The sequence below is a fragment of the Planctomycetia bacterium genome (assembly GCA_034440135.1).
Lineage (GTDB): Bacteria > Planctomycetota > Planctomycetia > Pirellulales > JALHLM01 > JALHLM01.
Window position 1 is genome coordinate 1 of the sequence record JAWXBP010000329.1, and the last position, 15,144, is coordinate 15,144.

The 15,144-nt window shown below is 61.8% G+C and carries 4 protein-coding genes; 3 read left to right on the forward strand and 1 reads right to left on the reverse strand.

Features of this window, described 5'->3' with window-relative positions:
- Positions 1 to 114: 114 nt before the first annotated feature.
- Positions 115 to 432 carry a type II toxin-antitoxin system HicA family toxin gene (locus SGJ19_19800; GenBank protein MDZ4782497.1) on the reverse strand — a complete coding sequence of 106 codons (318 nt, stop codon included), beginning with the start codon at positions 430 to 432 and terminating at the stop codon, positions 115 to 117.
- A 191-nt stretch (positions 433 to 623) separates the two neighbouring features.
- Between SGJ19_19800 and SGJ19_19805 the strand changes: the two genes are divergently transcribed.
- The 3 genes from SGJ19_19805 to SGJ19_19815 all read left to right on the forward strand — a co-directional run bounded on the left by SGJ19_19805 (position 624) and on the right by SGJ19_19815 (position 15,137).
- Complete coding sequence (locus SGJ19_19805) at positions 624 to 4,205, forward strand: PSD1 and planctomycete cytochrome C domain-containing protein (GenBank protein MDZ4782498.1); 3,582 nt, start codon at positions 624 to 626, stop codon at positions 4,203 to 4,205.
- Between the two features lie 56 nt (positions 4,206 to 4,261).
- On the forward strand, positions 4,262 to 5,728 hold the full coding sequence (locus tag SGJ19_19810) for a DUF1501 domain-containing protein (protein MDZ4782499.1): 1,467 nt from the start codon (positions 4,262 to 4,264) through the stop codon (positions 5,726 to 5,728).
- Positions 5,729 to 6,374: 646 nt separating this feature from the next.
- Complete coding sequence (locus SGJ19_19815) at positions 6,375 to 15,137, forward strand: NosD domain-containing protein (protein MDZ4782500.1); 8,763 nt, start codon at positions 6,375 to 6,377, stop codon at positions 15,135 to 15,137.
- Positions 15,138 to 15,144 lie beyond the last annotated feature (7 nt).

The window sequence follows — 15,144 nt, forward strand, 5'->3', positions numbered from 1 at the left end:
GCTTCCCCAACCCTTGAACACCCTGCCATGCCTCATAAAATCCAACCGTCGCCCCGCCAACTCGTCGTCAATTCACCCACAGATTCTGGCGAAGACCCTAAGTTCCAGAATCGCTCACGGCTCGGGTACGCCGAGGTCCTGACATATCTTGCGAATCAGAGTTGGGCGTAACTCACGATGGCGTGGTATTGCCGTCGTATTGCGGTTCGACGGATTCCAGTACATCGTATGCCGCGCATCCTCGCGCAATAACTCACAACCAAGCGATACTAGGGTTCGAGATGAAACTCTCGGTTGCGTGGATTCGACGCAACTGAGTGTTTCATCTCGATCTATTTTCGGCGTCCTCTCTCCCTCGCTGGCGCTACGGGCTAATGTGAGAGGACCACTCCCTCTCCCCCCTCCGCGCCTCTTCTTCTCTACGGTCGGCATTTACCCCTTTACGGTTCAGGACTTCGGTATCTGAATTGTTGCTTCCGGCACTGTTTTCGGTTACCATCACGGTTGCCTGATTACGTCCCGCCGAATCCCTGGGGCGAGCCGCACGCGGGTGGTCGAGCCCACGTGTTTGGCGCCCACCTGTCCCGGGGAAATACGATCTCTCAGTTTGGGGAGTGAAGCGCATGTCGTGTCGACTGCATCTCTCATGCGGCCGCTGTGTTTTCGCGCTGGTCGCGTTTTTCATGGCGCTCAACGTTAGCCGGCAGTTCGCGATGGCCGGCACGAACGACGCTCCTGGGCAGATCGTCTTCAATCGCGATATCCGGCCGATCCTGTCGAACAACTGCTTTCAATGCCACGGGCCGGATCGCATTCAGCGGCAGGCGGAATTGCGGCTCGACCAGGAAGCGGGCGCCTTAGCGCCGCTCGCGTCCGGCGCAGGTTCCACGATCGTCCCCGGCGACAGCGCCGCCAGCATCTTGATGGAGCGCGTGACGTCGACGGATGAATCACTGGTGATGCCGCCGCCGGAAACCGGCAAGAAGTTGACGCCGGAACAAATCGAAACGCTCCGCGCTTGGATCGACGGCGGCGCAGGTTGGCAGAAACACTGGTCGTTCCTCAAGCCGGAACGCCCCGACGTCCCCGCGGTGGGCAACGCAGCGTGGCCGCGCAATCCGATCGATCATTTTGTGTTGCAACGTCTGGAAGCGGAAAAGCTCACGCCGTCGCCGGAGGCCGACAAGGAAACGTTGATCCGTCGCGTGACGCTCCATCTCACCGGATTGCCGCCGACGCTGGAGGAGATCGACGCATTTCTGGCGGATACCTCGGCCGACGCCTATGAGAAGGTGGTCGATCGGCTGTTGGCCTCGCCGCGCTATGGCGAAAACATGGCGCGCTATTGGCTCGACGCCGCGCGCTACGGCGATACGCACGGGCTGCATCTCGACAACGAACGCAGCATGTGGCGCTATCGCGATTGGGTGATCAACGCGTTCAACGGGAATCAACCGTTCGATCAATTCACGGTGGAGCAATTGGCCGGCGATTTATTGCCGAGCCCGACACTCGAACAACGCGTGGCCACGGGCTTCAACCGCTGTAACATCACCACGGGGGAAGGGGGCTCGATCGACGAAGAGTATTACGTGCGTTACGCGGTCGATCGCGTGGAAACGACGAGCACGGTGTTCATGGGGCTGACACTCGGCTGTTGCGTCTGTCACGACCACAAGTACGACCCGCTCTCGCAGCGCGAGTTCTATCAGATGTTCGCCTTCTTCAACAGCCAAACCGAGAAGGCGATGGATGGCAACGCGCTGGCGCCGCCGCCGTCGATTAAGGCGCCGACACCCGCCCAAAGCGAACGCATGGCGGAGCTCGACGCGCTCGTGCTGGCCGCCGAACAACGGCTTGATGCGCCGCTGCCCGAGGTCGATGCGGCCCAGGCCGCTTGGGAAGCGGAGATGCCTGCCAAATTACAAGCGCAGTGGCAGGCGCTCAGCCCAAGGGAGTTGAAGAGCTCTGGCGGCGCATCGCTGCGTTCGCTGGACGACGGCACCGTGCTGGCCGAGGGCACTAATCCGGCGAAGGATACGTATGAAATCGTCGCCGAGACCGACGCCGTGGGCATTACGGCGATCAAGCTCGACGCGCTGGCGGACGACTCGCTCGTCGGGCGCGGGCCCGGGCGCAGCGACAACGGTAACTTCGTGCTGAGCGAAATTGAAGTCGAGGCCGTGGCCGTCGATAATCCGAAGGCCGTGAAACGCATCAAGCTCGTCTACGCCCAGGCTGATCACGAACAGGCAACCGGCGAATACTTCGTCGAGAAGGCGATTGACAGCGTCGTGGACGATCAAAACGGCTGGGCCGTCGAAGGGATGAATCGACATGAGAATCGCGCGGCGATGTTCGTCGCCAGCGAGCCGTTCGGATTCGCGGGCGGCACCTTAGTGCGAATTCGCCTGCGGCACGAAACGCAGTTTCCGCAACACGCGATTGGGCGTTTCAAATTGTCGGTGAGCAGCGATCCCTCGTTGGCGCCAGCACGCTGGAGCGATTGGAATTTGCTCGGTCCGTTCACCGCGGCGGGGACGAACGAGGTTTTCGAAAACGACTTCGGCCCGGAGACCGGCGTCGATCTGACAGCCACCTACGGGGAAGACAAGAAGGCCTGGCAGAAGAAGCCGGAATTCGTCGACGGTCAGGAACACGGCTTGCCCGGCGATCTGACGACGCACTACCTATATCGCACGGTGAATGCGCCGACAGCGCGGCGCGTGACGTTGTCTCTAGGCAGTGACGACGGCATCAAGCTCTGGATCAACGACGATCTGCTGTTGACCAAGAGCGAAGTGCGATTGCTCGCCCCGGATAGCGACATCGTCACGGTCGACCTACCGGCCGGCGAGAGCCGCATCTTGATGAAGGTCGTGAACTTCAACGGCGGATACGGATTCTATTTCCGGCCTGCCAAGGAAGACGCCGGCGATGAAGCGTTGCAGTTGGCGCCGCTATTGGTGCTGGCCGCGGACCAGCGCACGCCGGAGCAGCAGAAGTTGGTGCGAAATTATTTCCGCCGGATGAACTCGCCGGAATGGCAGCAAACGCAAGATGAGATGGCCGGCCTGCGGCAGCAGAAGCGCGACGTCGAGGCGCAGGTGCCTGATACGCTCGTCATGGAGGAACTGCCGGAGGCGAAAGAGGCGTTCATCCTGGTGCGCGGACAGTACGACAAGAAGGGGGACCCCGTCGTGCGCGACGTTCCCGCGGTGTTGCCGCCGTTGCCGGAAGGGACGAAGCCTGATCGCTTGGCACTGGCTCGCTGGCTGGTCGATCCCGAACAGCCGCTGACGGCGCGCGTGACTGTGAATCGTTTCTGGCAGCAGTATTTCGGCACGGGCATCGTCAAGACGGCCGAGGACTTCGGCTTCCAAGGGGAATGGCCGTCGCATCCGGCGCTGCTGGATTGGCTGGCCTCGGAATTTGTTACTTCCGGCTGGAATGTGAAGGCGATGCAACGGCTGATCGTCACGTCCGCCGCGTATCGCCAGTCGTCGCACGTCACACCGGAGTTGTTGCAGCATGATCGCGAGAACCGGTTGTTCACGCGTGGGCCGCGCTTCCGACTGGAGGCCGAGGCGATCCGCGATCACGCGCTGTTCACGAGCGGCCTGTTGCTCGAACAAATTGGCGGGGTCAGGAGCGTGAAGCCGTATCAGCCGCCGGGCTTGTGGGAAGCGGTCGGCTTCACAAGCAGTAATACCGCGGTGTTCAAGCAGGATCACGGCGGGGCGCTGTATCGCCGCAGCATGTACACGTTCTGGAAACGCACGTCGCCGCCGCCGGCAATGTTGATCTTCGACGCGCCGACACGCGAGGCCTGCACGGTGCGCCGCGCGCGGACCAACACGCCGCTGCAAGCGTTGACGTTGATGAACGACATCCAATTCGTCGAAGCGGCCCGTAACTTGGCGACGCGGATTCTGTTGCAGGGCGGCGGCACGACGGAAGAGCGGATCGCCTTCGCGTTCCGAATCTCTACGTCACGCCAGCCGACAGACGAGGAAATCGCGGTGCTGCGAGACGTGTACCAGCAGCAGTTGGCTGAGTACCAGGCGGCGCCGGAGGCCGCGATGAAGTTAATTTCGCTCGGGGAATCGCCCCGCCCGGAACACGCCGACGCGTCGGAACTGGCGGCCTGGACGATGGTGGCGAACTTGATCTTGAATCTGGACGAGAGCGTGACGAACGGGTGACGCAGTAGTGCGGAACGCGAAACTAGGAACGATATTTGCCGACGGGGAGCCGGATCATGAGTTTATTCCAAGAAGCACAGTTGCTCGAAACGCGGCGGCAATTCTTCGGCCGGGCGGCGACTGGCATCGGCTCCGTGGCGCTGGCCAGCCTGATGAATTCGGAAGGGCTCGGCGCTACCGCCTCCCCGCCGGAGAGTTATCCGGGCGGGGTCGTCGGCGTGCCGCATATTCCTCCGACGGCGAAGCGCGTCATCTATCTGTGCATGTCGGGCGGGCCGTCCCAACTCGATATGTGGGACTACAAGCCCCAGATGAACGAGTGGTTCGATAAGGATCTGCCCGACTCGGTGCGGATGGGTCAGCGGATCACGACGATGACCTCCGGCCAGACGCGATTTCCCTGCGCGCCGAGCAAGTTCAAATTCGCCCAACACGGCCAGTGCGGTCGCTGGGTCAGCGAGTTGCTGCCGCACACGTCGTCGATTGTGGACGATCTCTGCGTCATCAAAAGCATGCACACCGAGGCCATCAACCACGACCCGGCAATCACGTTTTTGCAGACCGGTTCGCAACTGCCGGGCCGGCCGAGCCTTGGCGCCTGGCTCTCGTACGGCATCGGCAGCGAGAACAACGACCTGCCGGGCTTCGTCGTGTTGCATTCTTCGTGGAGCTCCAAGCAAACGACGCAGGCGCTGTATTCGCGCCTCTGGGGCGCCGGCTTCCTCCCCTCCGAGCATCAGGGTTGCAGCCTGCAATCTTCGGGCGACCCGGTGCTGTATTTGTCGAATCCCGACGGCGTCAGTCCTGAAGGGCGGCGTCGTATGCTGGACGGCCTGGCCAAGTTGAATCAGCGGCAGTTCGAGGTCTTTGGCGATCCGGAAATCAATACGCGGATTCGGCAATACGAGATGGCGTACCGGATGCAAAGCTCGGTACCGGAGTTTGCCAACGTTGGCTCGGAGCCGCAAGCCGTGTTGGACATGTATGGCCCCGATGCGAAGACTCCCGGGACGTTCGCGGCGAATTGCCTGCTGGCCCGGCGGCTTGTCGAACGCGGCGTGCGCTTCGTGCAGGTCTACATCCGTGACTGGGACCATCACAACGACCTGCCGAACCAGCTCCCGTACGTTTGTCGCGACGTCGATCAAGGGAGCGCGGCGCTGGTGAAAGACCTGAAACAGCGCGGGCTGCTGGAAGACACCCTCGTAGTTTGGGGGGGTGAATTCGGCCGCACGATCTACAGCCAGGGAACGCTCAGCGACACTAACTACGGTCGCGACCATCATCCGCGCTGTTTTTCGATCTGGATGGCCGGCGGCGGCGTGAAGCCCGGCATCAGCTACGGCGAGACGGACGACTTCTCCTACAACGTCATCGATAAGCCGGTCCACATCCATGATCTGAATGCGACCATGCTGCACTGCCTGGGCATCGATCACACGCGCCTCACCTACCGCTTTCAGGGTCGCGACTTCCGCTTGACCGACGTCGAGGGCAACGTCGTGCGCGAGATTCTATCCTGACCGTGGGCGTCCAGGCAGTCTACGGACACAGCGCAGGATTTAACGTCCTCCTCGCATTCCACTAACAATTTTGCGTGCGCTGGAAGTTCCGATTCGTCTCGAATTGGTTGCTCTTTGATCAGAATGAGCGCGGTCGGGAACTGCTGTCGCATTCGCTTAGTCCAAGAGGGGGTCGGTGCGACTTTCATAGATTCTTAGATTTCTGGAAAAATCCGTCACGCAAGCTTGACAAGAAATCTGTGCGGCAGTGTAGTGGATGATCGAGGTTGACGAATGGGCTGCGTCGACCTGGGCGCGAGCGAATTGCCGGGACTATCTGGCGAGTTCGCTCGCGGCGTTAAGATCGCTGTGGTACATGCCAAGTTCCATGGCTGAGGAGAGTCCAGCGCTCGCGGAGTTGGGAGCGGGCCACGGTCTCAAATGTGGCGCATGCATTGCTCTGTAGTAGTCTTCCCACTCGGCACGGCGCGAGCAACGCGTTGCGCCCCAGAACTAACGCTAGCAGGCGAACGTAGGCAAGAACTTTTGGTATGCGCGTGGCTCTGGTGGACCGCGCGCTCACCCGGCAGATCGGCACGGCGCATGAAGCGCCGTGAACCGTCGGCCGGTCGCGCTGCGGAGCCGCAAGCCGAAAGGAACAGTTCGCATGAGCACTCAGGAAGAAGCGGGGCCGCGTCGTCCGTCGCAAAGTAGCGCCCGACATTTGCTTTCCCGGCGTTTTCGCGCAGGGCGGCGCTCCACTCGAGCGCGTGGTCTCGAGCCGCTGGAAGATCGCCGATTGTTGGCGCTGACGAACCTGTTGCCGCAGTACGAAGATCCGCTGACCGGCGAGCAAAGCGCTCTCTGGAATCCCAAGCAGGCCCAGTTTTCGACGATTGATCAGGGGCTGTACCGTACGTCATTGGAGCATCGCTTCCGAATCTTCACTGACGACGGTTCCAACTTTACGCCCTCCGATCCGGAAATGCTGGTGGCGGACGGCTTCATCGTCATCGACGCGCAGGCGGAGCCATCGGCCGGGGCGGCGCTGCAGGCCGAGATCATGAGTTTGGGCGGGCGCGTGACGGGCGCCTTTGGCGACATTGTCTCCGCCTTCGTGCCCTTGAATCGCATCGACGCTCTCGCTCGGTTGGATAGCCTCGCCTATGCCGCACCCGCTTACGCGCCGGTGGCGAATGCGGGACAGGTGCAGACGCAGGGGGACGCGGCGATGCTGGCCGCGGCCGCGCGCGCCCTGGGGGCCGACGGCTCGGGCGTCAAGATCGGCTTGATTTCCGACAGCTTCAATCGCCTGGGCGGCTACGCAACCGACTTGGCAAATGGAGAATTCCCGACGCCCGTCACCACGGTCGTCGAATTGCCTCCGCTCAATATTGTTCCACACGACGAAGGTCGCGCGCTGGCGCAGATCGTCGCCGATGTGGCGCCTGGAGCTCAGTCTTTTTTCAACACGGGCGTCGCCGGCATTGGCAACTTCGTTTCGGCGATGAACAATCTGCGTAACCGAGGCGTCAACATGATCGTTGACGACCTGATTTTTCTCACCGAACCGATGTTTCAGGACGGAGCGATCTCACAGGCCATCAAGTCTTCGACCGACGCGGGGATTGCACATTTCTCTTCCGCTGGAAACTACGCCGATCACTCCGCGGAATTCGGCGCGTTCATTGACTCGGGTATCGATGGCGTCAACGGGGGCGTACTGCATGACTTCGACTCCGGACCAGACGTCGATGCGTTCCAGCAGATCACGGTGCCCGTCGGAAAGTCATTTCGCTTGTCATTCCAATGGGACGAACCTTTCTTCGTTAACAATGGAGGACCGGGCGTCCCCAGCCCAGGCTCAGCGAGCGACGTCGACATCTTGCTCTTGGATGCCGCCGGCGCTTTCGCCTTTGATGGCGGCGTGAACTTTAATGTAGGCCGCAATCCCGTCGAAGTCTTTCAGTTCGTCAATGACGGCACGTTCGACTTCGACGAAGACGGCGTCCCGGATACTGAGTTCAGCCTCGCGTTCGAACTCTTCTTCGGACCGGCGCCGGAACGCATGAAGTACGTCGACTTCGACGGCGGGATGATCATCGAGGAGTATGCGTCGAGCGCGCCCACGTCCTTTGGCCACTTCGGCGCTGAAGGAGTCTTCGCCGTGGCCGCTGCGCCCTATTGGACGACCCCCGCCTTTGACGGCGATCCCGCAATCCTCAACGACTACTCCTCGCTCGGGCGCCAGGTCATCTTGTTCGATCCGTCGGGCAACCGGCTGGCGGAACCAATCGTGCGTCACCATCCCGATGCAACGGGACCGGACCAAGGAGATACCACGTTTTTCATTCCGGGAATTGACATCGAACCGAACGGTTTGCCGAATTTCCCCGGCACTTCCGCCGCCGCGCCGCACGTGGCCGCCGTGGCGGCGCTGATGTTGGATGCGGCAGGCGGGCCTGGCAGCCTGTCGGTGCAGAGTCTGTATACCGGACTGAAATACACCGCACACGACATCCTGCAACGCGACACCGCGGCGCCGGAGGACATCCCGGGCGGGGCGGGCTACGACTACTTCAGCGGTCACGGCCTCGTCGACGCCGAGGCCGCGGTTCAAGGCGCCTTGAACGGCTTCGATCTGGTCATTGATGCCAACGACGTGGCCGGCGATCCAGCGCTCAACGATGGCGATCCGGCCGACGACGGCGTCGCCGACGTGTTCTCGGTTTCGTTGGATGGCACTGAAGTTGTGGTAGTCATCAATGGCATCGAGGCCGCGCGGATGGACCTGGCGGCAATCAACACGCTGACCATCGTTGGCTCCGGCGACGACGATGAATTGGTGCTCGATCTCGCGGGAGGGAATCCCATTCCCGCCGGCGGGCTGGAGTTTCAAGCAGGGAACGACGCCGGCACCGGTGACCGCCTTCACTGGAGGAACGGCGCGCCTTTCGACTTGATTCACACGGTGACCGGGCTGTCATCCGGAACGACGCTCATTGATTCCGGGAGCGTGACCTACGTCGGCGTGGAGCTTGTCGTCGATCAATTGACTCCGGTACACCGCGAGATTCGGTTGACCGAGGACGCGCAATTCGCGTCGATTTCCGACGGCGCCGCGGCGTCGGATGGAATCAATCGCCTCGGAACCACGGGCACCAGCCCGACGTTCGATTTCGCCGCGGCCACGGGCGAAACACGCATCTTTCTGGGGGACGCCGACGATCAGGTTCAAATCGACGCGCTCGATGACGAGGCCGCCGCCGCGATCGAAATCCTGCTGGGCGACGGGGATGACCAAGTGCTCATGGTTCCGCAACAGGCCGCCGCGCTGCATCTCGATGGCGGTCCGCAATTCGGGCTCGACGAACTGCTGGTCAATGCACTCAACGTTGGCGTCACGGACACCGGCTCGGTGCTGGAGTTCGTTGGCTTCCTCGACGTGACTTACGCCGATTTCGAAAAGCTTTCCGTGAGCAATGCCGGCGAAGGGGGCGGACTGCCGGACGTCACCATCGCCGACGTTTCGCTGGCGGAAGGCTCCGCCGGCGGTTTCACCGAAATGACTTTTACGGTGAAGCTCTCGGTCGCGAATGCGAGTCACTCGGCGTTTGTCGACTACTTCACCGTCGACGGAACCGCGGAGGATGAGCAAGGGGACGGCGACTATCTGGCCGTCGCCGGTACGTTGGAGTTTCCGCCCAATACGTTGGAACAGACCATCGTCGTGCAGATCGCGCACGACGCTGTCTTGGAGCCGACGGAGCAATTCACGGTTCAGTTGGCCAACGCCGTGAATGCCAATTTGTTGGACGAAGCAGCGCAGGGCGTGATCGTCAACGACGACTTTCCGCCGGCTGGCGTCGCCTATGTCGATGACGATTGGGCCGGATTGCCGATTGGCGCCGACCCCGACGGCGTCGGCCCCGCGGTGAGTTTTGGCGCCGATTCGTTCGCTGATTTTCCGGAGGCCCTGGCGGTCGTGGTCGCCGGCGGCTCAATTCTGATGCATCCCGGACAATACACCGGCGCTGCGATCAACCAAGACGTCTCCGTGTTGGCGCTCACTTTGGGCGTGACGATTTCCGGCGCGTCGCCCGCCTTAACGGTGCTCGGCGGCGCCGTGACAGTGAACGGCGTGACGCTGGACACGGCCAGTGATGACGCCACGATCGTGGTCGCTGGCGGGTCGCTCACGTTGCGCGCGACGACGGTACGTGAGACCGCGGCCGGCGCGCAATCCGCGCTGTTGCGGACCGGCGGCACGGTCAATCTTGGCGACTCGCTCGAATCCGGTTTGAACACATTCGAGGTCCGGGGCGAGGGGCGACTGATCGACAATCAATCCGCGGGCGATATTCCCGCCCTCGGCAACATTTGGCTCCACGGCGGCGTGACGCTGGACAATTTCCAGATTGAAGATCGCATTGACCATGCCATCGATGAAGCCGCCCGCGGACTGGTGAGTTGGATCGAGCAGACGCTCTTCGTGACGTCGCTCGCACCCGGCGCCATCGACGCGTCGCACAACAACTATCGCCGCCTGGCGAACATGTCCGCGGCCTTGAGCGACGGCGCCACCGCGTACTTGCGCGGAGTCTTTGATTTTGCGGAACCCAACACTCTGGCGGACTGGGCGACCGGAAACGACGGTCTGGCGGGCACGGTCGACGACTACGCCGTGTTGCTGCCCGGCGAGCTTAGCGATCTCAAACTCACCGCCGAAACTCTGGGAGCCGCCACAATCGTTGGCCCGGGAGACCTGGCCGTTGTCGATCTCGAGGGCGTCTTCCGCTTCGCTGCTGAAGACTCCCACGACTGGGAGATCTCTCGGTTGGAAATCTTTGATTTCGATTTGGCGATCGATTTGAGCGGCACGGAAAACAATGACGACGCGCGCGACGGGCTGAGGATTGTCGGCAATCATCTGCGCCTCGCGACCGACTTGAATTTTGACGACGCGCCGGCGGACTTCTTTCAAAACATCGGCATCGCGCTGGGGCCCGGACACAACCAGACGGTGAGCGGCAACCGCATCGACATTCCGGGCAACGCCTTGTCGGACGGTTCCCAGTTCGCCGCTTCGGTGGGTATTCAGAGCAGTCCGCATTCCCCCGCGGCTTACGACGGGCTGCTGATCGAAAATAACTCGATCAACATCCTGCATGGGCAATCCGAGGACCCGTCGACGATCGTCGGCATTTGGGACGCTGGCGAGGCGCACGAGAGCGATATCACGATCCGGGGTAACAAGTTCCTCAACTTGGCTGCAGGGAACGACCCGCGAAAGAACCTGCAGCGGGCTTTCCGCGTCACTTCCCACAGCGGCACAAGCAGCGTCGTGCTGTACGAAAACAATACGATTGTCGGCGCCAACATGGGCTTCCAATGGCAACCCGGCGCCGACTTTTCTGGTCAGGCGCCGGTGCTGCTGCACAACAACGCGATCGAAGAAGTCATCCGGGGGATCGTCGTTTCCTCCAGCGGATCCGCGCACATTTCCGGCAATACGTTGACCGGGCTAGGTTCAAACGACGGCATCGGGATCGACGTGCAATTCGGCGCTACAGCCTCGATCGACGGCAATACCGCCGACAATAGCATCCATGGCTTTGCCAAGGGCGTGTTCGTCAAAGGCGACGCCGACATCTTTGGGAATGCTGCCACGATTTCCGGAAACGCGATCGGCATCGATATCGACGGCGGCACGGCGTCGATCCTCGGCAACCACATTAACGCCAACGACACCGGGATTCGCATCACCGATGCCGGTACAGCCACTTCCATTGCCAACAATTTCATCGTCGACAACACGTCGGACGGCGTGCGAATCACCGCCACGGCCGGCGAGATCGGCCTCATCTTCAACAATTCCCTCTCTAACAACGGCAATCGATCCATCCGAAATCAATCCGGCGCGCTGGTCGACGCCTCGGGGAATTGGTGGGGGATCAACACTCCCGACGGCGTGAATCAAGTGGAGCAAGGCGACGTCGACTTCTCGCCGTGGCTCGATTCGGGCACGGATATCGACGGCGATTCGACGAACGGCTTTCAAGGCGATTTCAGTACGCTGCACGTCGATGACGACAGCCCACAGGCTGGGGACGCTGGGCTGATTCAAGAAGGGATCAACTGGGCGCTGGCCGGCGGCACGCTGATCGTCCACAACGGGCTTTACCGAGAAAGCAACTCCACCGTCGACCGTCCTTTGACGGTCAGCGGGGAATCCCGCGGCGGCGTGGTGATCGCGCCTGGCGCGGAGGATGATCACACCGACATCGCCTTCGGCGGCGACTTTCAACAAGGCTTCATCGTCCAGTCGAGCGACGTCGTCATTCAGAACTTGACGATCAACGGCCGGGCGAATTCTGGTCTGACCCCTGGCCGCAACAATTTTCGGACGGGCGTCATTTCCGACCGTCGCACCGGCGTCGTCTATCATCGCACGCGGATCGAAAACGTCGATGTTTTGCACATTTGGCGAAGAGGCGTCGAGTTGTTCTCGTCCGAAGCGCCTGGCGCGCCACGCAGCGTGGACAACATCATCCGCGACGCGCGCATCGAGGATGTCACGACTCGCGAGGCGATCCTCGTACGTGAGGGCAATGCGCTGATCACCGGCAATACGATCATCGGTGCGACGATTGGCATCGGCGCGAACGATCGCGGTGACTTCACGAACGCTCCGGTCGTCATCATTCAGCAGAACACGCTCCGTCGCGTGAACCAGGGGGTCGCTCTCAGCGGCGCCGCGAACGGCAGTCTGGTCGGCGGATTGGGCGGCTTCGGCAACGTGATCGACCTGACCGAAGGCAACAGTGACGACATCGGCGTCTTCGTTCAGTATTCGCAAGGGCAAGTCGCGATTGCGGGCAACGAGATTCTTGCCGAGCGCGACGACTCCGGCATCTGGTTGTTCCACAACGAAGACGCGACGCGGCCGATCATCGTCGCCAACAACCAGATCACGAGCTCGCTCAGTTCCTCGGACGGCCCGGGCCGCGGCGTTGGCGTGTTCCTGACCGACGACGGCGATCTCTTCGGCGACGAGGACGGCGCCAGTTACGCGACGATTCTTGGCAATACTATCACCGGATTCGAGATCGGCGTCGACCTGTATCGCAACGGCACGTCGCCCGCCGGCGGCCGGACCGTCGAGGCGACGATCGGCGACGGGTTGGAAATGAACAACAACACGCTCGACGACAACACCATCGGCGTCCGCGTGTTCGAGAACGACGGGGCGAGCAACGGCGGCCACCGGGCTGTGGCGCATATTCTCGGCAATACCGCGTCGATCACCGGCGGACGCGTCGGCGTCGAAGTCAACGGCGGAGCTGCGGAGATCGTCGGCAATCGCATCGGTGAAAACAACGTCGGCATCCGCGTGCTGCGCGACGGCATCGCGATGCTGGAAGACAACAACTTGACTGACAACAACTCGATCGGATTGCTGATCGAGACCGGCGGCATCGTCGACGCCGGCCAGGAAGGACTCGGCACGGACTTCACCGGCTTCGGCGCGAGCCACGGCGGCAACGATTTCTCCAGCTACGTGGAAATGGCTGATGAGAACGACGGGGCGATCGTCAATCTCAACGAGGACAACGTCGTGGGCCGGCAGGGCGTGCCGCCGGACGTGTCGGCGCGCGGGAACTTGTTCTTCGCGACCGCGACGAATGACATCGAGGATGTCATTTACCACGACAGCGACGACGACGACTTGGGCTTCGTCGATTTCTTCGGCCTGCAGAACCTGGTGCTCACGTTCAGCGCGGATCCCGTCGCTGAAGGGACTCCGTTAACGCTCGATGGCAGCTTTGAGAGCGATTCGGCCGGACCGCACGAGGTGACCATCGATTGGGGCGACGGCGACGTCGATACCCTGACCGTTCCGGCAGGCGTGTTCAGTTTCAGCGTGATTCATACCTATGATGACGACGATCCAACCGGCACCGAGTCCGACCTGTACCCCGTCTTGGTCACCGTCGAGGACACGACCGGCCCGGCCTCCATCGTCAAGCCGACGAACGTCACGGTTGCCAATGTCGCGCCCGCGATTTCTGATCTGGCGGTGACGCCAGCGATCGACGAAGCGGGCGAAGTGCATTTAACAGGCCCAATCGCCGACGTTGGTACGCTCGATTCCTTTGTCCTTCGCGTTGATTGGGGTGACGGTTCGGTCGAGGATTTCCCCTTCCCAGCGGGAACGACGGCGTTCGACGTGACGCACGTGTACGCCGACGACAATCCGACGGCAACCGCGGCGGACGTCTATCAAATCCAAGTGACGCTTGCCGATGACGACGGCGGCGAAGACCAGGCGGACGTCGCGACAACCGTCACGAATCTACCGCCGAGCGCAGCGATTGATGGTGCGCCCGTGAGTGGCGAAGTGGGCCTGCCGATCGAATTGACCGGATTGTTCGATGATGTCGGCACGCAAGACACGCACACGTTGCGCTGGGAAGTACTGCGCGACGGACTACCGTTCGCGACGGGCGACGGAGCTTCGTTCTCGTTCACGCCCACGCTTGCCGGCAGCTATCAAGTCACGTTCACAGTCCTGGACGACGACTTAGGCGTCGGCTCCGACGAAGTTACGATCGAAGTGAGCGCGGTTCCCGTAGACGCGCCGGCCGTGTCGCAGGTGCTGGCCTCCTCGACCGCCTGGCAAACCGGCTTCTTCGACCTATTGACGACGCCTGGCTATGTCATTCCGGCTGGCGCGGACCAATGGACCGTGCTGCCCTGGGTGAATCTGGATCAGATTCGCGTTGTCTTCACCGAAGACGTCGTGGTCGCGGAAGATGACTTGTCGATCGCCGGCGTGAATGTCGGCCAATACCTGATTGATTCGTTCGCCTACGACGCGCTTTCCTTTACCGCGACTTGGACTTTGACCGCGCCGATCGCGGTCGATCTGGTCACGTTGTCCTTGGTCGATACGATTATCGATGTGGACGACGGGCTGGCCCTGGACGGCGAATGGACGAACGCCGTGAGCGCCTTCCCGTCGGGCGACGCGACGGCCGGCGGCGGCTTTGAGTTCAGTTTCCGCGTCCTGCCGGGCGACATCGATCGCAGCGGCGACGTCGGCATCACCGACCTGAACTATGTGCGAAACAATTTCGGCGAGCTGGCGACGGACATCGTCGGCGACTTGTCCGGAAGCGGCGCCATCGATATTGTCGACCTGAACGCGGTCCGCAACAACTTCGGCGAGCAGGCGGTGAGCATTCCGCCGCCGCCGATGATGACCGCCGCCTCCGGTAACGCCGCCGATCAGTTGTTCACAATCGCCGATGGCGACGATGAATTTGATTGGTGGAATCGCCGCGACGCCGACGGCGATGACCTGGCCGCGGTCAATCAGGCGTCGTGGGAGTCCGTCCTCGAAGACTGGAACAACCCCGGGGCGTAGGTTATTG

Excerpts from the sequence above, each read along its gene's own strand:
- SGJ19_19800 (MDZ4782497.1), bottom strand. The coding sequence starts at position 432 with ATGCCGACCGTAGAGAAGAAGAGGCGCGGAGGGGGGAGAGGGAGTGGT.
- SGJ19_19810 (MDZ4782499.1), top strand. The coding sequence starts at position 4,262 with ATGAGTTTATTCCAAGAAGCACAGTTGCTCGAAACGCGGCGGCAATTC.
- SGJ19_19805 (MDZ4782498.1), top strand. The coding sequence starts at position 624 with ATGTCGTGTCGACTGCATCTCTCATGCGGCCGCTGTGTTTTCGCGCTG.
- SGJ19_19815 (MDZ4782500.1), top strand. The coding sequence starts at position 6,375 with ATGAGCACTCAGGAAGAAGCGGGGCCGCGTCGTCCGTCGCAAAGTAGC.